The sequence below is a fragment of the Mycobacterium zoologicum genome, from assembly GCF_020181635.2.
In the GTDB taxonomy this organism is placed as follows: domain Bacteria; phylum Actinomycetota; class Actinomycetes; order Mycobacteriales; family Mycobacteriaceae; genus Mycobacterium; species Mycobacterium zoologicum.
In genome coordinates this window covers 42,387-66,134 of sequence record NZ_JAYJJS010000001.1, presented here as the reverse complement: position 1 = coordinate 66,134, position 23,748 = coordinate 42,387, and the positions used below count along the sequence as shown (strand labels likewise).

Sequence of the window (23,748 nt, the reverse complement as noted above, 5' to 3'; positions counted from 1 at the left end):
GCGTTAGGCCCGGCGGGCGACTTCCTGGGCGAGCTGCACCCGGGAGGTGAGTCCGAGCTTGGTGTAGACGTGGGTCAGATGCGTCTGCACGGTGCGGGGTGAGACGAAGAGCCGAGCGGCGATGTCTTTGTTCGGCAGTCCTGCGCTGACCAGTCGCGCGACGTCGAGCTCGGTAGGGGTCAGTGAGCCCCAACCGTTAGGCGGCCGTCTGCGCTCGCCACGGCCACGCTGGGCGTAGGCGATCGCCTCCGCGGTGGACAGCGCGGCGCCGTCGGCCCAGGCGATGTCGAAGTCACTGTCGCCCATCGCTTCCCGCAGGCCGGCCACCCGGGTGTCGAAATCGGCGTCGTGGATCGTGAAGCGGGCGGCGCCGGTGCGCTGCCGGATGCCCTTTGCCGCGCCGAAGAGTCGGGCCGCCTCGTGATAGCTCTCGCCGTTGAATGCCACGGCCGCAAGGCATTCGAAGGCTTCCGGCAGCCCTACCTGGGCTCCGGTATCGGCGGCGATCACAAGTGCCTCATGCAGGTCGCGCTCGGCCCGCTGAGGCTCGCCCAGCGCCATCGCAACCCGAGCACGCGGCACCAGGCCCATGATCCGGTACCACCCCGTCGTTGCAGCGACACCGTCGTCGGCCCACCGCGCCGCGGCAGCCAGATCGCCGAGTGCCAACGCCGTTTCGGCTCGGCACCAGCGGAATATGGCGGCGATCTGGCTGTAGACGCCGATGTGATGCCACATCCGCTCTTGCGCGCTCGCCGCCGCCGCCGCGTCGCCACTGGCCAACGCCACCAGCCCCACCGCCATATGGGCGACGCCCTCGTGCACGCCGCTGAGTTCAGAGCCGGTTTCGATCAGCGCCTCCAGTGCATCTTCGGCTGGGTCGATCTCGCCCCGAAAAGCCAACGTCAGAGCCAGGTTCTGCAAGCCCAGGAACCGGTTGAGCAGGTCGCCGGCGCCGTCCGCCTCGGCGATCATCTCCTGGCAACGCGTGATCTCCCCGGCCAGATCACCCTGCATGTAACGCGCCATTCCCTGCCAGTTTCGGCAGTAGCGCGAGTTGAACTGGTCGCCGAGGGAATCGGCCAGCTCGCGGCCCTGTTGGCCGATCGTGAGGGCGCCGTTCAGGTCACCGGTCACCGCGGCTGCGTAGGTCTGCCAACCGAGGATCTGGCTCAGCCGCCACCGATCGTCGAGTTTGCGGGCGAGCTCGATCGCTTCGGCGAAGTACGGTGCCGCCACCTCCGCCTTGTAGGCGGCAATGCTGACACAGGCTGTCAGCGCCCGGGCCAACAGCGCCTGATCGTCGAGCTCCCGTGCGATCGCGACCGCTTCCTGCGCTTCGTCCAGGCTGTTCAACGCCAGGCCCCACGCGTTGAGAAGTGCGTGATCGGCCAGTGCCCGCGCCCGTATCGGTCGAGCGAGCTCGATGCCCCGCGCAGCGCTGTCGCGCAGCACGTTGTCGAACCAAGCCACCCCTTCGGCGATGCGGCCGTGTCCCAGCCAGAGCGGAAGAAGGGATGAGGCCAGGGTCAATGCCTGCTCTGCCTCGTCGTTCTCCTGGCTCCATGCGTAAGCGGCACGGAGATTATCGATCTCGGCATCTGCTCTGGCCAGCACCATTTCATGACCGTCATGGGGCGGGCAGTCGACCACGGCCGCCATCGCGGTGTAGTGGTCGCGGTGACGGGCGCGGATGGCGTCGGCTTCACCGGACTCGCCCAGCTTTTCCAGTGCGTATTGACGCACCATCTCCAGCATCCGGTATCGCGTTCGGCCGGTGGTGTTTTCGGCGATCACGAGCGACTTGTCGACCAACAGGGTGAGTTGATCGAGCACCTGATGGCTCGCAATGTCCCCGCATCCGGCGACGAACTGGGCGGCGTCGAGATCGAAGCCATCCATGAAGGCGGCCAGTCGCCGGAACAACACCCGCTCGGTATCGGTGAGCAAGGCATGCGACCAGTCGACCGAGGCGTGCAACGTCTGCTGGCGACGTACCGCGCGACGCGAACCGCCGGTCAGCAGCCGGAACCGGTCATGCAACCCCTCGAGGATCTCGTCGAGCGACAACGCGCGCACCCGCGCCGCGGCGAGTTCTATCGCCAGCGGCATTCCGTCCAGTCGCCGGCAGATCTCGGTGATCGCGCCGGCGTTGTCGTCGGTGACATGGAAATCCGGACGGGCGTGGCGGGCACGGTCGGCGAACAGCGTGACGGACTCGTCTGCCAGCGACAGAGACGGCACCCGCCAGACGACTTCGCCGTCCACCGCGATCGGCTCCCGGCTGGTGGCCAGGAACGTCACCCGTGGGCAGGTGCCGAGCAGGCCGAGCAGCAGCGCTGCGGATGCGTCGAGGAGGTGTTCGCAGTTATCCAGCACCACCAGCATCTGCCGCTCGCCGATCCAGCGGATGAGGGTGTCCATCGCGGAGCGGTCCGGCTGGTCCGGCAGGCCCAATGCCCGGGCCGCGATCATCGGCACCAGCTCCGGGTCGGTGATCGGCGCCAGATCGACGTACCAGATGCCGTCGGCGAATCGGTCCGCCAGCAGGCCGGCGACCTGCACCGCCAGCCGTGTCTTGCCCGCGCCACCGGAACCGGTCAACGTGACCAACCGGTTGTCCGCCAACAAGGCCCGCACGTCACCGATCTGCTCGCCACGGCCGATGAAGCTGGTCAGCTGAGGGGGGAGATGGGTGGACGCGACGGTGGTGGACGCCCGCAGCGGGGGGAAGTCGTTGCGCAGATCCGGATGGCACAGCTGCAGTACCTTCTCGGGACGCGGCAGCCCACGCAGTGGGTAGCTGCCCAGATCGATGAGCCAGGTGTCGGCCGGAAGCCGGTCGATGACCAAGGCTTCGGTGATCGCCGAGAGCACGGTTTGGCCACCGTGCGCCAGGTCGCGGATGCGCGCGGTGCGGTTGATCGTCGGCCCGATGTAGTTGCCCGCCTCACTGGTGTGGCCGCGCAGCTGCACCTCGCCGCTGTGCAGGCCGATGCGCAGCCGAATCGGTGCCAGCGGTGCGCGCTGCAGCTCCAGGGCGCAGGCGACGGCGTCGCTGGCCCGGGCGAACGCTGCCACGAAGCTGTCGCCCTCACCCTGCTCGACGGGCCGCACCCCGCCCCGGGCTGAGAGGACTTCGGCGAGGGTACGGTCCAGTTGCGCGATCGCGGCAGTCATCTGTTCGGGCTGGGTCTCCCAGAGCTGCGTGGAGCCCTCGACGTCGGCCAGCAGCAACGTCACCGTTCCAGTCGGGAGCTCGCTCACGCCCAACTCACCCCAGTTCACCGCCGGCGTGTCCGTGCGTTCGCTCATGCTAGCCAGCATGCGGTGCGCGGATACGGCAAAACATCAGCGAAAGGGCGTAGATCTCGGTGCGGACCGGCCGCGGCTCAGCCTGGGATCAAATCGCGGTGGGCCGGGCAATAAACCTCGACCGCCGCGGTAATGGCCCTGGTCATCGCCAAAGTGACGCGGTCGGGCGTGCTCCGCTCAACCGGATTCGCCGCCATCGACCGTTCCGCCATGTCGTCACGCAGTACGTCGAACGACGTGCCGTCGTCGAACCTGACACAGACCCGGTGAGCAGCGGCGATGATGCTCGGCACGTTCTCGACGGCGGGAGCGTGCTCCTGATCGAGCAGCGCCAGGAACCGCTGATCCTGGTCCGGGTCGGCGACCGCCACCGCGCTTCCGACGGCCAGGGCCGCGACGACGACGGCAAGGATTCGGACCAGCCGGATCACCACAGACCGACTCCCTTCCGTTACGGCAATCGCAACCCCGAGTACCCGCACAGTACCCTTGCGAGCGATGTCCGAAAATGTGCCGCAATCCGCGAATAGTGCCCAGATCGTCATCGGAGACGAAGAAATCTTCGAAGCCCACGTGGGCGGAAAGATCTCGGTCGACCTCAAAGCCCCACTGGACAGCCAGCGCGCGCTGTCGATCGCCTACACCCCAGGTGTGGCGCAGGTCAGCCGCGCCATCGCCGCCGACCACACGCTGGCGGCCCGCTACACCTGGGCGCACCGGCTGGTGGCCGTGGTCAGCGACGGCACTTCGGTACTGGGCCTGGGTGACCTCGGCCCGTCGGCGTCGCTGCCGGTGATGGAGGGCAAGGCGGCGCTGTTCAAGACCTTCGCCGGGCTGGACTCGATTCCGATCGTGCTCGACACCAAGGATCCCGACGAGATCGTGGAGACCCTGGTGCGGCTGCGCCCGTCGTTCGGGGCGGTCAACCTCGAAGACATCTCCGCCCCGCGCTGTTTCGAGATCGAGCGCCGGGTGATCGAGGCGCTGGACTGCCCGGTGATGCACGACGACCAGCACGGCACCGCGATCGTGGCACTGGCGGCCCTGATGGGGGCGGCCAAGGTACTCGGCCGGGACATCACGTCGCTGCGGGTGGTGGTCTCGGGCGCCGGTGCGGCAGGCGTGGCCTGTGCCAACATCCTGCACTCGATGGGCGTCTCACAGATGGTCGTGCTGGACTCGCAGGGCATCCTGCATCAGGATCGCACCGACATGAATGAGGTGAAAGCCGAGCTGGCGCAGCGCACCAATCCGACCGGCCTCACCGGTGGCCTGGCCGCGGCGCTGGACGGCGCGGATGTGTTCCTGGGCGCCTCGGGCGGCGTGGTTCCCGAGGAGCTGATCGCGTCGATGGCCCCCGGCGGGGTGGTGTTCGCGCTGTCCAACCCCGATCCGGAGATCCACCCCGATCTGGCCGCGAAGTATGCGGCGGTGGTGGCGACCGGCCGCAGCGACTTCCCTAACCAGATCAACAACGTGCTGGCCTTCCCGGGTGTGTTCCGCGGAGCCTTGGACGCCGGCGCGCGCCGGATTACCGAGGCGATGAAACTGGCTGCTGCCGAAGCGATTTACTCTGTCGTCGCCGACGACCTTGCGCCGGACCGCATCGTGCCCAGCCCGCTGGACCCGCGCGTCGAGCCCGCCGTTGCGGCCGCGGTCGCAACGGCTGCCTCGGTGTCCTGAGCTCGCTGATGTCGAAGCGGCCGGGGCACCAGCGCCCGCGCCTGGGGTGGGCGGCGGTACTTGTCGCCGCCGGGTGTGCGACTCACCCGGGCCCCGCTCCGCTGAACGTGGGAGCCACGCCGGACCCGCAGTCGCAGGTACTGGCCCACCTCTACGCCGACGCGCTGCGCAGCACCGGCGCCGCGGTGCATATCGACACGGTCCAAGATCCGGTGTCCGCGCTGGATTCCGGGGAGCTGACCCTGGTTCCCGGTCTCACCGGCCGGCTGCTGGCTGTGTTCGCCCCCAGCTCACCGGCCCGTTCGGATCGGCAGGTCTACTTTGCGCTGGCCGGTGCGCTGCCGGAGGGGCTCGCGCTTGGCGACTACTCGATCACGGCCACCGACAAGCCCGCGCTGGCCGTGAGCACCGCCACCGCGACCTCCTGGGGCGGCGCCGACCTGTCGAAGCTGGTTCGGCATTGCTCTGGGCTGACGGTCGGCGCGGTCAAGGATGCCCGGACGCCGCCGGTCGTCGGGTCGTGCACGTTGCCCAAGGTGCGTGAATTCCCCGATGCTGCAGCGTTGTTCGCCGCGCTGAATGCCGGTCAGGTCAGCGCTGCGTGGACCAGCACCGCTGACGTGGGTGTGCCCGGCGACGCCGTGGTGCTCAGCGACGGCCGGCCCGCGCTGGTGCGCGCCGAGAACGTGGTGCCGTTGTACCGGCGCAACGAGCTCAGCGAAGCCCAGCTGCTGGCGGTCAACCAGGTGGCCGGCGTACTGGACTCCGAGGCGCTGATCGAGATGTCCCGGCGGGTGACCGGCGGTGCCGACCCGCAGGCCGTGGCCGACGCTTTCCTGGACGAACACCCGCTGGGGCGCTGAGTCACTGCCCGTCAGACTCCCTTTGGGCGGAACCTGGGGAGGACGGACGAGAACAGCTTCTGGTATCGCGAGCCGGTGATACGCACCAGCAGATCCAGTGCCCGGGCGTCGTTACCGATCAGCACCCGGGCCCGGTTCTTGCTGACCCCTTCGAGGATCACCCGGGCGGCCTCCTCGGCGGTGGTCGAGGCCAGTTTCCGGTCGAAGAAGTCGGCCGCCGCCGCCTGATCTATGCCCTCGGCAACGGTGGCGTTTCGGGCGATCGCGGTCTTGATGCCGCCCGGATGCACCGTGGTGACCTTGACCGGGTGCTTGTTGATCGCCATCTCCTGGTTCAGCGCCTCGGTGAAACCGCGGACGGCGAACTTGGCGGCGTTGTAGGCGGCCTGGCCGGGCATCGACAGCAGACCGAACAGGCTGGAGATGTTGATGACGTGCCCGTCACCGGAGGCGATCAGGTGCGGCAGAAAGGCCTTCGTGCCGTTGACCACGCCCCAGAAGTCCACGTCCATCACCCGCTCGATGTCCTTGAACGGGGTGACTTCGACGTCGCCGCTGAACGCGATCCCGGCGTTGTTGTAGATCTGGTTGACCTTGCCGAAGTGCTCCTTGACCTCGTCGGCGTAGGCCAGGAACGCCTCCCGCTCGGTGACGTTGAGCCGGTCGGCCTTGAGCTGCACGCCGAGTGCTTTCAACCGCTGCTCGGTCTGGGCGAGCCCTTCGGTGTCGACGTCGCTGATCGCCAGCTGTGCGCCGGCGCGGGCCAACTCGATGGCCAGTGCCTGACCGATCCCTGAGCCGGCGCCGGTGACGACGCAGACTTTCCCGGCGAATCCCTGCATGTGCTCTCCCAGCGGTCGGTTGACTCCCAGAGTTTATCCGTTACCGCCGGTACTGGCCTGGCCCCACCCGCCGAGCGTGCAGAAAGGTCCGGGCCCACCTGGGACTTTGGCGGACGTTTCCGCACGCTCGCGGGAAGGGGCAGGGAAGGGGAGCGCCTACCCGAACGCGAGGTCGAGGATCTCCTGCTGCTCGACGGCATGCACCTTCGACGACCCCGACGACGGCGCCGACATGGCGCGGCGCGAGATCCGCTTGACGCCGGTCAGCTTGTCCGGCAACAACTCCGGCAGCTCCAGGCCGAACCGCGGCCAGGCACCCTGGTTGGCCGGCTCCTCCTGCACCCAGAAGAACTCCCGCGCGTTCGGATAGCGGTCCAGGGTCTCGCTGAGGCGGCGCTTGGGCAGCGGCGCCAGCTGCTCGATCCGCACGATCGCCACATCTTCGCGGTTGTCCTTGATCTTGCGGGCGACCAGTTCGTAGTAGAGCTTGCCGCTGGTCAACAGGACCCGGGTGACCTTGCCCCGGTCGCCGGTGCCGTCCTCGTAGGTGGCCTCTTCGAGCACCGAGCGGAACTTCACGTCGGTGAAGTCCTTCACATCGCTCACCACCGCCTTGTTGCGCAGCATCGACTTCGGCGTGAAGACGATCAGCGGCCGCTGGATCCCGTCGAGGGCATGGCGGCGCAGCAGGTGGAAGTAGTTCGACGGGGTCGACGGCATCGCGATCGTCATCGAACCCTCCGCCCACAGTTGCAGGAACCGCTCGATACGCCCGGAGGTGTGGTCGGGGCCCTGGCCCTCATGGCCGTGCGGCAGCAGCAGCACCACGTTGGACAGTTGGCCCCACTTGGCCTCGCCGGAGGAGATGAACTCGTCGATGATCGACTGGGCACCGTTGACGAAGTCGCCGAACTGGGCCTCCCACAGCACCATCGCATCCGGGTTGCCGACGGTGTAGCCGTATTCGAAACCGACTGCGGCGTATTCGGACAGCGGCGAGTCGTAGACCAGGAATTTGCCGCCGGACGGGGTGCCGTCGGGGTTGGTGGCCAGCAGCTGCAACGGGCTGAACTCGGCGCCGTTGGCCTGGTCGATGATCACCGAATGGCGCTGCGAGAACGTGCCGCGGCGGGTGTCCTGCCCGGACAGCCGGATCAGCTTGCCGTCGGCCACCAGCGAGCCCAGCGCCAGCAGTTCACCGAATGCCCAGTCGACCTTGCCCTCGTAGGCCATCTCGCGGCGCCGCTCCAGCACCGGCAGCACCCGGGGATGCACGCTGAAGCCCTCGGGTATCGCCATGAACGCATCCCCGATGCGGGCCAGCATCGCCTTGTCCACCGCGGTGTTGAGCCCGCGCGGCACCTGCTGCTCGGATTCCACCGACTCGCTGGGCAGCGCGGCGTGCTTCTCCAGTTCGCGGATCTCGTTGAACACCCGCTCGAGTTGGCCGTGGTAGTCGCGCAGCGCGTCCTCGGCCTCCTTCATCGAGATGTCGCCGCGGCCGATCAGGTCTTCGGTGTAACTCTTGCGCACGCCACGCTTGCCGCCGATCACGTCGTACATGTACGGATTGGTCATCGACGGGTCGTCGCCCTCGTTGTGCCCACGGCGGCGGTAGCACAACATGTCGATGACGACGTCCTTGTGGAACTTCTGCCGGAAGTCCACCGCCAGCCGACCTACCCAGTCGCACGCCTCCGGGTCGTCGCCGTTGACGTGGAAGATCGGCGCACCGATCATCTTGGCGACGTCGGTGCAGTATTCACTGGACCGGGAGTGGTCCGGAGCGGTGGTGAATCCGATCTGGTTGTTGACGACGATGTGGATGGTGCCACCGACCCGGTACCCGTGCAGCAGAGCCATGTTCAGCGTCTCGGCCACCACGCCCTGGCCGGCGAAGGCCGCATCGCCGTGCATCATCATCGGCACCACCGAGAACGCCTGCCCGGTTTCGCCGTCGGCGCCCCCGTGGTCGAGCAGGTCCTGGCGAGCTCGCACGATGCCCTCGAGCACCGGGTCGACGGCTTCCAGGTGCGACGGGTTCGCGGTCAGTGATACCTGAATGTCGTTGTCGCCGAACATCTGCAGGTACACCCCGGTGGCACCCAGGTGGTACTTGACGTCGCCGGAGCCGTGCGCTTCTGCCGGGTTGAGGTTGCCCTCGAACTCGGTGAAGATCTGCGAGTACGGCTTGCCGACGATATTGGCCAGCACGTTGAGCCGGCCACGGTGCGGCATGCCGATGACGACCTCGTCGAGGCCGTACTCGGCGCACTGGTCGATCGCGGCATCCATCATCGGGATGACGGTCTCGGCGCCCTCCAGGGAGAAGCGTTTCTGCCCGACGTACTTGGTCTGCAGGAAGTTCTCGAAGGCTTCGGCGGCATTCAGCTTGCTCAGAATGTATTTCTGTTGTGCCACAGTAGGTTTGATGTGTTTGACCTCGACGCGCTCCTGCAGCCACTGGTGCTGCTCAGGTTCGAGGATGTGGGTGTACTCCACACCGACGTGGCGGCAGTAGGCGTCGCGCAGCACCGAGAGGATCTCCCGTAGCTTGCGGTAGTCGCCGCCGGGCAGGCCTTCGACCTTGAAGTCGCGGTCCAGGTCCCACAGCGTCAGGCCGTGGCTTTGCACATCGAGGTCGGGGTGGCTGCGAAACCGGGTGTTGTCCAGCCGAAGTGGGTCGATGTCGGCCATCAGGTGGCCGCGGTTGCGGTACGCGGCGATCAGCTCGACGACGCGGGCGTTCTTGTCGACGATCGAGTCCGGGTTGTCGGTGCGCCACCGGATCGGCTCGTAGGGGATGGACAACTCGAAGAAGATCTCGTCCCAGAACGCGTCCGAGAGCAGCATCTCGTGCACGGTGCGCAGGAAGTCACCCGATTCGGCACCCTGGATGATCCGATGGTCATAGGTGGAGGTCAGCGTGATCAGCTTGCCGACCCCGAGTTCGGCGATGCGCTGCTCGCTGGCCCCCTGGAACTCCGCCGGGTACTCCATCGCGCCGACGCCGACGATCGTGCCCTGCCCGGCCATCAGCCGAGGCACCGAGTGCACGGTGCCGATGGTGCCGGGGTTGGTCAGCGAGATCGTCACACCGGCGAAGTCCTCGGCGGTGAGCTTGCCGTCCCGGGCGCGCCGCACGATGTCCTCGTAGGCGGCGACAAACTGTGCGAACCGCAGTGACTCGGATTCCTTGATGGCGGCCACCACCAGCGAGCGCTTGCCACCGGGGCCGTGCAGGTCGATCGCCAGCCCGAGGTTGGTGTGCGCGGGTGTGACCGCATTCGGCTTGCCGTCGATCTCGGCGAAATGGCGGTTCATGTTCGGGAACTGCTTGACCGCCTGCACGATCGCGTAGCCCAACACGTGGGTGAAGGAGATCTTGCCGCCACGGGTTCGCTTGAGCTGGTTGTTGATGACGATCCGGTTGTCGATCATCAGCTTGGCCGGCACGGCGCGCACGCTGGTGGCGGTCGGCACCTCCAGGGAGCTGGCCATGTTCTTGACCACCGCGGCGGCCGCTCCGCGCAGCACCTGGACCTCGTCGTCTGCCGCCGGTGCCGGCGCGGACGCCTTCGGGGCGGCCGGCGCCGCAGCGGGGGCCGGCGCCGCAGCGGGGGCCGGTGCCGGTGGGGCAGCGGTGGCCGATGCCGGCGCGGGAGCCGCCGGGGTCACCGGTGCGGGGGAGCCGTCGGGCCGGTAGTCGGCCAGGAACTCATGCCAGCTCGGGTCTACCGAGGAAGGATCGTCGCGGAACTTGCGGTACATCTCCTCGACTAGCCACTCGTTCTGACCGAAGGGTGAATTCATACCGCTCACGACAGCTTCTCGCCTCGTTTCCTGGTCGTCCGACGGTGTAGGTGCGCTGCGCCCCGTGCCTCATAAAGGCTAGCCCCTCGCAGTTATTCCGGCAGGCGGGCCACCTGGTGACTTTCGGCCCTGGGTCAGGCCGAGCTGGTTTGGGAGTCGGGGTGATCGCGAAGGCCCGGCAGCAGGTGCAGAGTGACCGGCCAACGGTCGGCCGGGGCACCGAACGCCTTGCGGGCATTCCCGACGATCTTTTTGCCCATCAGGCGGTTTCCGATCGCCCCGATCAGGGCGCCCAGTCCGACCGGCAACAGCTTGCCGAACGCCAGGGCTCCGCGGCGCAGGGTGAAGCGTTTGACGAAGTACCGCATCAACCGGGAGTTCAGCTCCTTGACCGCCGGTAGCGGTATCGCGGCCACCCCCGCCGACCCCTCGGCCAGCCATGCGCCGCCGGTGCGGCCCGAGCCGAGCAGATCGGTGATAGCGCTCTTACCCTCGTCGCCGACCAGCACCGCCAGCACCAGCGCGCGGCGGCGCTCCCGATTGTCCACCGGAATGCCGTGCACTTCGGCTACCGACAGCACGAAGAACGCGGTGGCCTCCAGGAAGACCGCGGTCTCGCCGGCGACCGCCGACAGGGCCATCAGGGTGCCGATCGCCGGGATCGCCGCGGTGGCGCCGACGGCGGCACCGCTGGCCGTCGCGGCCGCGAGATATCGCTTCTCCAGTCTGGCCACCACCTGCGCCGGGCCGGCGTCGGGTTGGAGGCGGCGCACTCGCTGCACGTAGGCGCGCACCGCGGGACCCTGTACTCGTTCGCTGCGTTCGATGACCTGCGACAACACTCGGGCTGTCATACCCGGCTTGCCCTGGTCGGGGGTCGGTGTCAGCTCCTGCGTCGGCCGGCGCCGTCGAAAGATGCCCATAGGTTGCCCTCCCATTGCGGCTCAGTTCTGTTCAGGCTAACGCCCCGGAAGATGTCTACCCGCTCCGAACGTCCGGTCAGCGAACCGCTGCACAGACGCTGCGAGTTGTTGTCGCCGACATCTGTCCGTAGCGTCGCATCGAGGTGGCGCAGTGATGGGAGGAACGGCGCTTTGAGCGAGCCGGTCAACCCGTGGAACGCACTGTGGGCGATGATGCTCGGCTTCTTCGTGATCCTGGTCGATTCCACGATCGTGGCGGTGGCCAATCCCCGCATCATGGTGGCTCTCGGGGTCGGCTACGACACCGTGATCTGGGTGACCAGTTCCTACCTGCTGGCCTATGCGGTGCCGCTGCTGGTGGCCGGGCGGCTCGGCGACCGGTTCGGCCCGAAGAACCTCTACCTGATCGGGCTGGCGGTGTTCACCGGCGCCTCGCTGTGGTGCGGCCTGTCCGGGGGCATCGAGGTGCTGATCATCGCGCGCGCGGTGCAGGGCCTGGGCGCCGCCCTGTTGACCCCGCAGACCCTGTCGGTGATCACCCGGACCTTCCCGGCCGACCGGCGCGGCATGGCGATGGCTGTCTGGGGTGCGACCGCCGGGGTGGCGACCCTGGTCGGCCCGCTGGTCGGCGGGGTGTTGGTGGACCGACTCGGCTGGGAGTGGATCTTCTTCGTCAACGTCCCCATCGGTGTCGTCGGCCTGGTCATGGCCGTCGTGCTGATCCCCGACCTGCCGATTCAGCGCCATCGATTCGACCTGATCGGGATGATGCTGTCGGGGATCGGGCTGTTCCTGGTGGTGTTCGCCCTGCAGGAAGGCGAATCGCAGGGGTGGGCGCTGTGGATCTGGGCGCTGATCGGCGGCGGCCTGTTGTTCCTGGCGGTGTTCGTCTACTGGCAGGCGCTGATGAACGGCGAGCCGCTGGTGCCACTGCACATCTTCCGCGACCTCGACTTCGGCCTGTCCAACATCGGGGTGGCGGTCATCGGGTTCGCGGCCACCGGGATCGTGCTGCCGGTGATGTTCTACGCGCAGGTGGTGTGCGGCATGTCACCGACGCGATCGGCGCTGCTGACCGCGCCGATGTCGATCGTGACCGGGATACTCGCTCCGGTTGTCGGCAAGATCGTCGACCGGGCCCATCCGCGGGCCGTCGTCGGATTCGGCTTCTCGCTGCTGGCGATCGCACTGACGTGGCTGTCATTCGAGATGACGCCGGTGACACCGATCTGGCGACTGTTGCTGCCGTTCGCGGCGATGGGCGGCGGCATGGCGTTCATCTGGTCGCCGCTGGCCGCCACCGCCACCCGTAACCTGCCGCCGGAGCTGGCCGGTGCGGGATCGGGCGTCTACAACGCGACCCGTCAGGTGGGCGCGGTGCTGGGCAGTGCCGGCATGGCCGCGTTCATGACGTCGCGGATCGCGGCCAACATGCCGCCGATGCCGGGTGGGCCTGGAGCGGGGCACCCCGGCCTGCACCTGCCGGAGTTTCTGCACGAGCCGTTCTCGACGGCGATGTCGGAGTCGGCACTGCTGCCCGCGTTCATCTCGCTGTTCGGGGTGGCCGCGGCGCTGTTCATGGTCGGCCACGTCTTCGGTCCCGGGCGGCGGACGGCCGGGCCGGAGTTCGATCACGACGATGCGGGCCCGGCTGAGCCGGATGAACCGCGGCCGGTCAAGCGGCGGGTGGAGCGCGTCAGCATTCCCCGGCGCTTCGCTGAGGTCGATGTGCCGCACGGGGCCGACCGGCCGACGATGGTGCTCCCGCGCCTCACCCCGATGGTCACCCCGATGGCGCCTTTCACTCCCGTCGCCGCCGTCCCTTCCGTTACTCCCGCCGCCCCTGTTGCCCGGCCGGTTCGGGTCCGCTTCGAAGACCCGATCACCGAACCGCTGACCCGCAACGGGTTTCACCTCGAGGCCGGCCAGCATTTCCGTCCGGTGGTCAATGGGACTCCGGTGGACGTGCTGGCCAAGTTCGGGATCACCGGTCAGCCCTCGAAGCGCCGCAACCGGCACTACCGTGAAGATCCGGATGACACCGACCGCATCGGTCGGCGCATCTGACGGCTATCGGGTGGTGTTGCCGACGATCTCCACGCCCCTGCCGTTCCAGTGAAACTTCACGGTGCCCGACAATCCCGGGATACCGCTGGCGGTCTGCAGCGCCACCGTGTCGCCGTTGCTCTGGGCCAGGTCGATCCCGCTGAACCCATAGGTGTCCGGCACGGTCTGCGGGAGGAACTGCCCGAGGTGAAAGAGCACGGCGCGTCTGCTCGGGTTCTCGGCGTTGGTGTTGGCCTTCACGATCACCGCCGACAGGTCGGCGCAGTCGCTGTAGTTGCCGGTCAGCGGTTCCGGGCTCCACGGCTGGCCGCTGCGCGGATCGCGGGGCAACTCCGAGACGGCCTTGGCGATCGCCGGGGCGGCCAGGTTGACTGCGCACGGGTCGGCGGGCTGGGCGCCGGTGCTGGGAGGGGGCGCGGTCGGGGGCGGCGCCTCGGCGACAGCCGGCGGGCTGGTGTTCTGCGGTGTCTTGGCGACGGTGGAGTCACCCGAGCCGCACCCGGCCAGCAGCATTGCGGCCAGAGCACCGGCGAACAGGCCTAACGGTTTTACAGCACCCGACACACCGGGCACCGTACCGTCGCGCCGGTGCCGTCGCCGGGAGGCGCGGCCGGGGGCCGCTGTCGGTTGTTCGGACGATAGTGGTGACGCCCGTGCGCCGTTAACGTGCTGACGCATGCGGCGATGGTGTCTGGTTGTGGTCGGCGCGCTGGTCGCCGTTCTGGTGGCCGGTTGCGGCGGCACGCAACACAAGTCTGTGAAGGACGAGGCGAGTCCGGCGTCGGTGCCCACGGTGCTGATCGTGGACGCGTCGGGTTCCATGACCGAGGCCGATGCGCCGGGGCCGCGGATGGATGCGGCCAAGCGGGCCGCGAATGGATTGATCGAGGGCCTGCCCGACGGTGCGGCCATGTCGCTGCTGACCTACGGCACCAGTACCGGCTCGACCGACGCCGAGAAGGCCGCCGGCTGCCGGGACGTCACGGTGCTGATCCCGTTGGGGGCGTTGGACCGTGGGAAGATGCAGACGCAGATCGACGGATTGGTGGCCTCGGGGTACACCCCGATCAGTCTGGCTTTGACCACGGCGGTGGGGCAGTTGCCGGGCGGCGACCAAGAGCAGGCGATCGTGTTGGTCTCCGACGGCGAGGACACCTGCGACACGCCGCCGTGTGACACCGCCGGGCAGATCAGGTCGGCGCACCCGAACCTGACGATCTCAACGGTGGGGTTCAAGACCGAGGGCGCGGCCAGCGACCAGTTGCGTTGTATCGCAACGTCTGCCGGCGGAATCTTCGTGCAGGCCGACAATGCCAACCAGCTGGCGGCTCGGCTGCTGGCGACGCAGAACCTGGCCCAGGCGCAGAATTCGTTGTCGGGCAGTGGTTTCGGCGGCATCGAGTTGGGTGACAAACTCGCCGACATCCGCAAGGCGCACCCCGATTTCCCGGATGCGCCCACGTCGGGATCGGTCCGGGTGGTCTACGTCGACTGCGATTACGTGTTCGTCGACGGTGTGCTGGACTCCATCGAGCCGCACGGCGGTGGACGCACCATCGACGGGGTGGTCCCGGGTACCGCGCTGAGCCGGGTGTCCGAGCTGTACGGTGCCCCGGTTCTGACCGAGTCCGACGGCCACGGCGGCTACCGCCTGACCTACCGCGCCAACGCGGGCACCGACGCCGGCTACCGGGTGGTCGTGCAGGACTACTCCGAGTCCGGCGGCACCGTGTTGGGCACGGTCAAAACGATCGTGCTGTGCCGGTGTGCACCCAAGGCCGGGGCCGCGCCTGACGTCGCGCCCGCGCCGCAGGCCGCAAGCGGCGGGGAACCCGAGAAGGTGGTGCTCAAGCCGGTCAACGCCCGCGGAGACGTGCAGCCGGGCTGGATGAAGGACGACCGCAATCGCAACGTGTCGATCGACTGTTCCGACGGGATCGCGTCGCCGTTCGACGCGACCAGCGGAGTTCGCAGGTGCTACCCGAACTCTGAGGGCGCCTACGCCTGCTGGCCGACCGCCGGCGGGAACTACGCGCTCTGTCTCGTCGACCCGTTCACCAAGACGCTGAAGCTGTACGCGGCCGAGGGGATGGCGAAGCCGGTGGGTTCGCTCGACGGGCCGCCGCGGCCACTGGGCCTGCTGTTGGACGACGGCACCCAGTGTCGTGCTGTGGTCGGCGGTTCGTGGGGACCGCGAGGAGCTCCCGATTACGTATGTGGGTCCGGCTCCCCATTTCTGGGGATCTGGGGATTCGGTGGATCCACCGTGGAGGTCGGTGGCGAGACCGGATCGGCGACGACGCACCAGGTGAAAACCGCGTACTACGTAGGGATGGCGTGATGGTCAAACAGTGGATGCTGGGTCTGTCCGTGCTGGCGCTCGCGGGTTGCACGACGTCGACGCACCACGAACACCCGGGTGCCCAGCCGGAGATGGGCCCGGGTTCGCTGGAAGCACCGGCGGCTGTGTCGGTGGCGGACCCGTGCGCGGCCGGGCCGGCCGGATGTGAGCAGCTCGGCACCGTCGATGTGGACGGCGACGGCGTCGCGGACCGGGTCGGTGTCGCCACACAGTGGCTGACCCCGGAGCAGCATGAGATCGGCGCGGTGCTCACCACGGTACGAGTGGCCACGGCCACCGGCATCCGGCAGCGCGAGGTCAACGGCACCCTGATCTTCGGGGACCAGTCCGGCCCGCGTGATCTGCTGATCGGGGCCTATCCGATCAGCCGCACCCAGGGCGCCGATCTGGTGCTGCACACCGCCCGCGGCCAGGGCGGCCCGGACGAGTTCGTCGTACTCGGTTGGAGTGGCAATGATCTGGCGCCGGTTCCGCAACCGGCCATCGCCGAGTCCTATCCCGGCGACCCCGGTGTCTGGCAACTGTCGGAATCCCACGGGCGGCAACACTGGGTGAGCTGTTCCTCCGGCGGATCGATCTCGGTGACCAGCGAGGCGGCCGGTGAATCGACGGGCGGAACGCTTCCGGGCGGCGGCATCATCGAAACCGACCACTGGACGTTCACCAACGGGCAATGGTCGCCGGCCGGTTCGGAGAACGCCGCCAGCGACGATTCCTCCTTCCACATCGATGCGCACAAAGACGCCTTCAAATGTGAGGATCAGCTGCAGCGATAGATCGGCGCGTCGTTGCCCGTAGACTGCGAGGCGCTATGACCTCGCCTGACGCCCCCGACGTGACCTTCGCCGACCTGCAAATCCACCCTTCGGTCCTGCAGGCCGTCGCCGACGTCGGGTACGAGACCCCGTCGGCGATTCAGGCCGCCACCATCCCGGCGTTGCTGCAGGGCTCCGACGTCGTCGGGCTGGCGCAGACTGGCACCGGCAAGACCGCGGCGTTCGCCATCCCGATCCTGTCGCGGATCGACGTCACCAGCAAGGCCACCCAGGCGCTGGTGCTGGCGCCGACCCGCGAGCTGGCGCTCCAGGTGGCCGAGGCGTTCGGCCGCTACGGTGCGCACCTGCCGCGGGTCAACGTGCTGCCGATCTACGGCGGCGCGTCCTACACCGTGCAGCTGTCCGGCCTCAAACGCGGCGCCCAGGTGGTGGTCGGCACCCCCGGCCGGGTCATCGACCACTTGGAGCGCGGCACCCTGGACCTGTCGCACCTGGACTACCTGGTGCTCGACGAGGCCGACGAGATGCTGCAGATGGGCTTCGCCGAGGACGTCGAGCGCATCCTGTCCGACACCCCGGAATACAAGCAGGTGGCGTTGTTCTCGGCGACCATGCCGCCGGCGATCCGCCGGATCACAGCCAAGTACCTGCACGAGCCGGTCGAGGTCACCGTCAAGGCCAAGACCGCTACCGCGGAGAACATCACCCAGCGCTATATCGAGGTCGCCGGCCCGCGCAAGATGGACGCCCTGACCCGGGTGCTGGAAGTCGAGCCGTTCGAGGCGATGATCGTGTTCGTCCGGACCAAGCAGGCCACCGAAGAGGTTGCCGAAAAGCTGCGTGCCCGAGGCTTTTCCGCATCCGCGATCAACGGCGACATCGCCCAGGCGCAGCGTGAGCGCACCATCACCGGGCTCAAGAACGGCAATATCGACATCCTGGTCGCCACCGACGTCGCCGCCCGCGGCCTGGATGTGGACCGCATCTCGCACGTCGTCAACTACGACATCCCCAACGACCCCGAGGCCTACGTGCACCGGATCGGGCGCACCGGCCGCGCCGGCCGGTCGGGAACCGCGCTGCTGTTCGTCAGCCCGCGAGAACGCCACCTGCTCAAGCTGATCGAGAAGGTGACCCGGCAGAAGCTGATCGCCGCCGATCTGCCCAGCGTCGACGACGTCAACGCGCAGCGGGTGGCCAAGTTCGCCGACGCCATCACCACCCACCTGGGCGGCTCGGGCATCGAATTGTTCCGCCGCCTTGTCGAGGACTACAGCCGCGAGCACAACGTGCCGATGGCCGACATCGCCGCCGCGCTGGCGTTGCAGTCCCGCGACGGCGAGGCGTTCCTGATGGTGGAGCCTCCGCCGGACAAGCGGCGTGAGCGCGTCAAGCCGGATCGTGATGGCGGCCGCGACGACCGCAAAGGCCCCCCGAAGGAAGGCTTTGCCACCTACCGCATCTCGGTGGGTAAGCGGCACAAGGTAAACCCCGGTGCCATCGTCGGAGCGCTGGCCAACGAAGGCGGCCTGCGCCGCAGCGACTTCGGCCACATCAGCATCAAGGTGGACCACTCGCTGGTGGAACTGCCGGCCAAACTGCCCGGTAAGACCTTCAAAGCCCTTGAGCAGACCCGCATTCAGGGCCAGTTGATCAACCTGCGCCGTGACCACGCGGCCGGAAAGCCCGAGCGTCGCGACCGCGCCGGCGGTGCACACCGGAAACGGATGGAATGACGGACCGGGTCGCCTCGCTGACCGGTGTTCGCGCGGTGGCGGCGATCCTGGTGGTCGGCACCCACGCGGCCTACACCACCGGCAAGTACACCCACGGCTACGCCGGTCTGGCGGGTTCCCGGATGGAGATCGGGGTGCCGATCTTCTTCGTACTCTCCGGCTTTCTGTTGTTCCGGCCGTGGGTGCGGGCTACCGCATTCGGGCGTCCGGACCCGTCGGTGCGCCGCTACGCCTGGCACCGGGTGCGGCGGATCATGCCGGCCTATGTCGTGACGGTGCTGCTGGCCTATGTGATCTATCACTACCGGACCGGTGGTCCGAATCCTGGCCACAACTGGATCGGCCTGCTGCGTAACGTGACACTGACCCAGATCTACACCGACAATTACATGTTCGGCTATATACACCAGGGCCTCACCCAGATGTGGAGCCTCGCAGTCGAAGTCGCCTTTTATGTGGTGCTTCCGCTGCTGGCCTGGCTGACTTTGGTCGGGTTGTGCCGCCGGCAGTGGCGGCCGTGGCTGCTGCTGGCGGGACTGGTGGCCATCGCCGCGATCACCCCGGCCTGGTTGACTCTGGTGCACGCAGGCGACTATCTGCCCGACGGTGCCCGGCTCTGGCTGCCGGCCTATCTGGCCTGGTTCGTCGCCGGGATGGTGCTGGCGGTGTTGCAGGCCATGGGTGTGCGCTGCTATGGCTTTGTGGCGATTCCGTTGGCGCTCATCTGTTATCTGATCGCCTCCACCCCGCTGGCCGGGGCGCCCACCACATCGCCGGCCAAGCTGTCGGAGGCCCTGGTCAAGGCGGGCTTCTACGCGGTGATCGCCGCGCTGGCGGTGGCGCCGCTGGCGCTGGGCAACTCGGGCCTGTACGCGCAGTGGCTGGCGAGCCGGCCGATGGTGTGGCTGGGGGAGATCTCGTATGAGATCTTCCTGGTCCACCTGGTGCTCATGGAGGTGGTGATGGTCAATGTGCTGCACTACCCGGTCTACACCGGTTCGATGCTGAACCTGTTCGTGGTGACGATGATCGTCACCGTGCCGGTGTCCTGGCTGTTGCACCGGTTCACCCGGGTGCCCCCACCTCGCCCAGCGTGAAGTTGGTCTCACGCTGGAGGCTTGAACGTGAACTTGGCTTCACGCTCGGCGGGGGAGGGAGGGGCGCGTCGGCGACACCACGACCGGCACCACGAACTCGGTGAGCATGGTGCGCTCGTCGTCGGCGTCGCGGCCCGGGAAACTCAACAACGACGTCATCACCCGGACCACCCAACGGGCGCGCTGCTGCACGGCCTCGGGGTCTTCGGTGCCCAGCGCGGACAGGAATGTCCGGACCATTGCGGCGATGACGTCGGATTGTTCGGCCATCGCGACACCGATCGGCGGGCCGGTCTCGGCGAACCAGGACGCCAGCGACGGGTTGCTGCGCACCAGGGTCAACGACTCGGTGATCCCGGTGACCAATCGCTGCGCCGGGTCCTCGATACCGGACAGGCGCTGGGTCAACTCCTGATACAGCGCATTCGCCCAGCGGTGCACGTAAGCGGTGTAGAGCGCGTCACGGCTTTCGAAGTACCGATACAACGTGGCACGGGAACAGCCTGCCGCGCGGGCGATCTCGTTCATGCCGACCGAGGCGGGGTCGCGCTCGGCTAACAGCTTCTCGGCGGCGTCGAGGATCTTCTCGGCCGCCAGTTCGCCGCGCTGGTCGGACAGCCAGGCCCGGCCGGCCATCATGACCCGACGGTGAACGGTACCGTCACGGGGCGGCGCACATAACTGCCACCGGCCCAGCTGATCCCGGCTTCGTCGACCGAATAGTCCGGGCACCGGGCCAGCAGTTCCTCCAGCGCCACCCGGGCCTGCATCCTCGCGGCCTGGTTGCCGATGCAGTGGTGTGCGCCGTAGCCGAAGCTCAGGATCTGACGCGGCTTGCGCAGCACGTCGAGTTCCTCTGCGGTGGGCCCGAATTGGCGCTCGTCGCGGTTGGCCGAGCCGTACAGTAGCAGGGCCCGCCGACCAGCCGGAATGGTGCTGTCGCCGATGATCACGTCGCGGGTGGCGGTGCGGGCCAGGCCCTGCACCGGTGAGGTCATCCGCAGCAGTTCCTCGACAGCCTCGTTGATCAGTGTCGGGTCGTCGACCAGCAGCTTGCGCTGATCCGGGTGTTGATACAGCAGTTGCGTTGAGCCGCCGAGCATTCCGGTGGTGGTGTCGTTGCCGCCGGTGACCATGGTGAACGCGAAGGCCAGGATCGCGAAGATCCCGGCGTCGTCTCCGGGGGCGCCCATGCCCGCCGCCACCAGATGCGACACGGTGTCCTCGCCCAGGTCGGTGCGGCGTCGTTCGATCAGTCCGCTGAAGTATGTCATCATCTCGAGCACCGCATCCCCGGCCGAGGCGACGCCGTCGGGGTTGATGGTGGCCGCGACGACCGCCTCGGTCCAGCGGTCGAACTGGGAGCGGTCTTCGGCCGGCACGCCGAGGAAGTGTGCGACGACCATCGAGGGCAGCGGCTTGAACAGTTCGGCGACGATGTCGCCGCTGCCGGCCGCGCGCAGCCGCTCGATACGTTCGACGACGAACGCGCGCACCTCCGGCTCGAGCTGTTTGACGTGGGCCGGAGTGAACGCGCGGGCCACCAGCTTGCGGAACTCGGTGTGCTGCGGTGGGTCCTGCATCACCATCGGGGGGTTGGCGGCCAGGCCGATCATCTCCAGGTCGCCGTAGTTGATGGTCAGGCCCTTGGCCGAGGAGAACGTCTCGTGGTCCGAGGCCGCCGCCCAGACGTCGGCGTGCCGGGACAGCACGTAGTAGTCCTGGCTGGGGTCGTGCTCGGGGACCACATGGTGGACGGGGTCGTGCTCGCGCAGCGCGGCGTACATCGGCCATGGGTTGGGCCAGGTGTCGGCATTGCACGGCTCGAACTTTGGATGAGACAACACAGATGACATGTCTCATGATTACGACATGCGCGCGATGCTGTCAATGCTCAATTCTCCGCGGGCGTGCAGAGTTGTCCGCTAAACCCGCAGGTCGAGCCGAGCGTTTCTGCACGGTCGCGGGAAGGGGCGGGTCAGATACCCGAGCCTGGGTTGAGGATGTTCAGCGGATCCAGCGCGGCTTTGACCCGCTGGTTGAGCGCCATCGCGTCGGGGCCCAGTTGCTCGGCCAGCCACGGCCGCTTGAGCCGTCCGACCCCGTGCTCGCCGGTGATGGTCCCGCCCAGGGCGATCGCCAGGTCCATGATCTCGCCGTAGGCGGTCTGCGCGCGGTGCACCTCGTCGGGGTCGCTCGGGTCGTGCACGATCAGCGGGTGGGTGTTGCCGTCGCCGGCGTGTGCAATCACCGACACCATCAGCCGGTGGTCGGCGGCGATCCGCTCGATCCCGGTGATCAACTCGCCCAGCCGCGGCAGCGGCACCCCGACGTCTTCGAGCAGCAACGGACCCTTCGCCTCGACGGCCGGGATGCAGAACCGCCGGGCGGCGACGAATCCCTCCGCCTCGATCGGGTCGTCGGTGGAGAACACATCCTTGGCGCCGTGCTCGCCGAACACCCGGGACATCAGCTCGATGTCCTCGGTGCCGGCGGCGCCGCGCTCGTCGGAGGCCGCCACCAGCATGGCCGCGGCGTCGCGGTCCAGCCCCATCCGCAGGTGATCCTCGACCGCGTTGATCGCCACCGAGTCCATGAACTCCAGCATCGACGGCCGCAACCGCCCGGAGATGTCGAGCACCGCCTGCGCCGCCGCGGCCACCGAGTCGAACGTCGCGACCACCACCGCCGACTGCGGCTGGGCCGGAAGCAGTCGCAGGGTCACCTCGGTGATCACCCCGAGAGTGCCCTCGCTGCCGACGAACAGCTTGGTCAGCGACAGCCCGGCGACATCCTTCAGGCGCGGCCCGCCCAGGCGCACCGCCGCGCCGTCGGCCAGCACCACCTGCAGGCCCAGCACGTAGTCGGTGGTGACGCCGTACTTGACGCAGCACAGCCCGCCGGCGTTGGTGGCGATGTTGCCACCGATGCTGCAGATCTCGAACGACGACGGATCCGGCGGATACCAGAGACCTTGTGCCGCAACGGCTTTCTTCACCTCGGCGTTGAACAGTCCGGGTTGGCACACCGCGGTGCGGGTGACGGGGTCGACGGTGATATCGCGCATCTTCTCGGTGCACAGCACGATCCCGCCGTCGACGGCTGTCGCGCCGCCGGACAGCCCGGTGCCCGCGCCGCGGGTAACAACGGCAACCCGGTGGGCGGTGGCCCAGCGCATGACGGTCTGCACCTCTTCGGTGCGAAGCGGGCGCACGACCGCCAGCGGCTGGCCCGCCGACGGGTCCAGCGCACTATCCTGCCGGTAGCCCTCGGTGATCGTGGGGTCGGTGACCACCATGCCCTCGGGCAGGTCGGCGATCAGCTGGGTCAGTGTGTCGGAATCCACGCAGGTGATCCTACGGAGTTGCTGATCCGGCACGATGGACGAATGCTCGACCATCCCCGTACCGGCCAGCCGTTCGAATCTCCCGTGCCCCCCGGCTCCGGCTGGCCCGGCGACCCGGCTACCCCCGCCACCCCGCAGGCCCTAGACGCCGCTCAGGTGGCGCAGCTGGCCGGCCAGACGAACTCGATCGAGGAACTAGACGCCCCGATCAGCGTCTGCCGGGCCTGCCCGCGCCTGGTCGCCTGGCGAGAAGACGTCGCGGTCACCAAGCGGAAGTCCTTTGCGGACCAGCCCTATTGGGGACGCCCGGTTCCCGGTTGGGGATCAGCCACGCCACGCATCGTGATCGTCGGGCTGGCGCCGGCGGCCAACGGCGCCAATCGGACCGGGCGGATGTTCACCGGCGACCGCTCCGGGGACCAGCTCTACGCAGCCTTGCATCGAGCCGGCCTGGTCAACCAGCCCACCAGTGTCGATGCGGCAGACGGTTTGCACACCAACGACATTCGGATCGTCGCCCCGGTGCGGTGTGCGCCGCCGGACAACAAGCCGACAACGGTCGAGCGCAACACCTGCGCGCCGTGGCTGGACGCTGAGTGGCGGTTGCTGGCCCCCCACGCCCGGGTGCTGGTGGCGCTCGGCGGCTTCGCCTGGCAGGTCGCGTTGCGGATGGCAGCTGAACGGGTGCCCAAGCCGAAACCGAAGTTCGGCCATGGCGTCGTTGCCGAACTAGGCACCGACCTGCGGTTGATCGGCTGTTATCACCCCAGCCAGCAGAACATGTTCACCGGCCGGCTGACCCCGGCGATGCTCGACGACATCTTCGGCCGGGCGGCACTCATCGCCGGGTTGAGGGACTGACCTGGGCTGCGAGACGGAATCTGACGACGCAATATCGGCGTGTCGCGTCGTCAGATTCCGTCTC

General features: G+C 68.1%; 17 protein-coding genes. 8 read left to right on the top strand and 9 right to left on the bottom strand.

Annotation, left to right across the window (positions count from 1 at the left end; all coding sequences use genetic code 11):
- Positions 1-3 precede the first annotated feature (3 nt).
- Together K6T84_RS00270 and K6T84_RS00265 are read right to left on the bottom strand one after the other, a co-directional pair.
- Positions 4-3,315 carry a helix-turn-helix transcriptional regulator gene (locus K6T84_RS00270; protein ID WP_408066030.1) on the bottom strand — a complete coding sequence of 1,104 codons (3,312 nt, stop codon included), beginning with the start codon at positions 3,313-3,315 and terminating at the stop codon, positions 4-6.
- Between the two features lie 77 nt (positions 3,316-3,392).
- Complete coding sequence (locus K6T84_RS00265; protein ID WP_224864974.1) at positions 3,393-3,749, bottom strand: DUF732 domain-containing protein; 357 nt, start codon at positions 3,747-3,749, stop codon at positions 3,393-3,395.
- Positions 3,750-3,813: 64 nt separating this feature from the next.
- On the opposite strand from K6T84_RS00265, the gene K6T84_RS00260 reads away from it, so the two are divergent.
- A complete protein-coding gene (locus K6T84_RS00260) occupies positions 3,814-4,998 on the top strand; it encodes an NAD(P)-dependent malic enzyme (protein WP_224864975.1) in 1,185 nt (394 codons plus the stop codon).
- Positions 4,999-5,006: 8 nt separating this feature from the next.
- Positions 5,007-5,861, top strand: a complete 855-nt coding sequence (locus K6T84_RS00255) for a glycine betaine ABC transporter substrate-binding protein (RefSeq protein ID WP_224864976.1) — start codon at positions 5,007-5,009, stop codon at positions 5,859-5,861.
- 11 nt (positions 5,862-5,872) lie between these two features.
- Here the strand turns inward: K6T84_RS00255 and K6T84_RS00250 are convergent, their stop codons facing one another.
- From K6T84_RS00250 to K6T84_RS00240, 3 genes are all read right to left on the bottom strand, one after another.
- The gene (locus tag K6T84_RS00250; protein WP_225401674.1) at positions 5,873-6,703 is read right to left on the bottom strand and encodes an SDR family NAD(P)-dependent oxidoreductase; all 831 of its coding nucleotides are present in this window, start codon (positions 6,701-6,703) and stop codon (positions 5,873-5,875) included.
- 156 nt (positions 6,704-6,859) lie between these two features.
- Complete coding sequence (locus tag K6T84_RS00245) at positions 6,860-10,516, bottom strand: multifunctional oxoglutarate decarboxylase/oxoglutarate dehydrogenase thiamine pyrophosphate-binding subunit/dihydrolipoyllysine-residue succinyltransferase subunit (protein WP_408066029.1); 3,657 nt, start codon at positions 10,514-10,516, stop codon at positions 6,860-6,862.
- A 134-nt stretch (positions 10,517-10,650) separates the two neighbouring features.
- Entirely contained in the window at positions 10,651-11,439 is a 789-nt protein-coding gene (locus tag K6T84_RS00240) for a hypothetical protein (RefSeq protein ID WP_225401675.1), read from the bottom strand.
- Between the two features lie 210 nt (positions 11,440-11,649).
- On the opposite strand from K6T84_RS00240, the gene K6T84_RS00235 reads away from it, so the two are divergent.
- Positions 11,650-13,506: an MFS transporter gene (locus tag K6T84_RS00235; RefSeq protein WP_224865706.1), complete on the top strand. Its 1,857-nt coding sequence runs from the start codon at positions 11,650-11,652 to the stop codon at positions 13,504-13,506.
- Between the two features lie 3 nt (positions 13,507-13,509).
- On the opposite strand, the gene K6T84_RS00230 is transcribed toward K6T84_RS00235, so the two are convergent.
- On the bottom strand, positions 13,510-14,019 hold the full coding sequence (locus tag K6T84_RS00230) for an LppP/LprE family lipoprotein (RefSeq protein ID WP_224865707.1): 510 nt from the start codon (positions 14,017-14,019) through the stop codon (positions 13,510-13,512).
- A gap of 163 nt (positions 14,020-14,182) precedes the next feature.
- Between K6T84_RS00230 and K6T84_RS00225 the strand changes: the two genes are divergently transcribed.
- Genes K6T84_RS00225 through K6T84_RS00210 form a run of 4 tightly spaced genes read left to right on the top strand, consistent with a single transcriptional unit; the run spans position 14,183 to position 19,477 of the window.
- Positions 14,183-15,847, top strand: coding sequence for a vWA domain-containing protein (locus K6T84_RS00225; protein WP_224864980.1), 1,665 nt, complete (start codon positions 14,183-14,185; stop codon positions 15,845-15,847).
- Entirely contained in the window at positions 15,847-16,644 is a 798-nt protein-coding gene (locus tag K6T84_RS00220) for a hypothetical protein (RefSeq protein ID WP_225401676.1), read from the top strand. The genes K6T84_RS00225 and K6T84_RS00220 overlap by 1 nt, the downstream gene beginning before the upstream one ends.
- Before the next feature lie 35 nt (positions 16,645-16,679).
- Positions 16,680-18,380, top strand: a complete 1,701-nt coding sequence (locus K6T84_RS00215) for a DEAD/DEAH box helicase (RefSeq protein WP_225401677.1) — start codon at positions 16,680-16,682, stop codon at positions 18,378-18,380.
- On the top strand, positions 18,377-19,477 hold the full coding sequence (locus tag K6T84_RS00210) for an acyltransferase family protein (RefSeq protein WP_224864983.1): 1,101 nt from the start codon (positions 18,377-18,379) through the stop codon (positions 19,475-19,477). The genes K6T84_RS00215 and K6T84_RS00210 overlap by 4 nt, the downstream gene beginning before the upstream one ends.
- Positions 19,478-19,516: 39 nt before the next feature.
- Here the strand turns inward: K6T84_RS00210 and K6T84_RS00205 are convergent, their stop codons facing one another.
- The 3 genes from K6T84_RS00205 to K6T84_RS00195 form a co-directional block, all read right to left on the bottom strand.
- Positions 19,517-20,113, bottom strand: a complete 597-nt coding sequence (locus K6T84_RS00205; protein WP_225401986.1) for a TetR/AcrR family transcriptional regulator — start codon at positions 20,111-20,113, stop codon at positions 19,517-19,519.
- Positions 20,113-21,333 carry a cytochrome P450 gene (locus tag K6T84_RS00200; protein ID WP_225401678.1) on the bottom strand — a complete coding sequence of 407 codons (1,221 nt, stop codon included), beginning with the start codon at positions 21,331-21,333 and terminating at the stop codon, positions 20,113-20,115. Before K6T84_RS00200 ends, K6T84_RS00205 begins: the two co-directional genes overlap by 1 nt.
- Positions 21,334-21,455: 122 nt before the next feature.
- On the bottom strand, positions 21,456-22,775 hold the full coding sequence (locus K6T84_RS00195; protein WP_408066037.1) for an FAD-binding oxidoreductase: 1,320 nt from the start codon (positions 22,773-22,775) through the stop codon (positions 21,456-21,458).
- Between the two features lie 90 nt (positions 22,776-22,865).
- On the opposite strand from K6T84_RS00195, the gene K6T84_RS00190 reads away from it, so the two are divergent.
- Entirely contained in the window at positions 22,866-23,684 is an 819-nt protein-coding gene (locus K6T84_RS00190; RefSeq protein WP_225398969.1) for a uracil-DNA glycosylase, read from the top strand.
- The last annotated feature ends 64 nt before the right edge of the window (positions 23,685-23,748 follow it).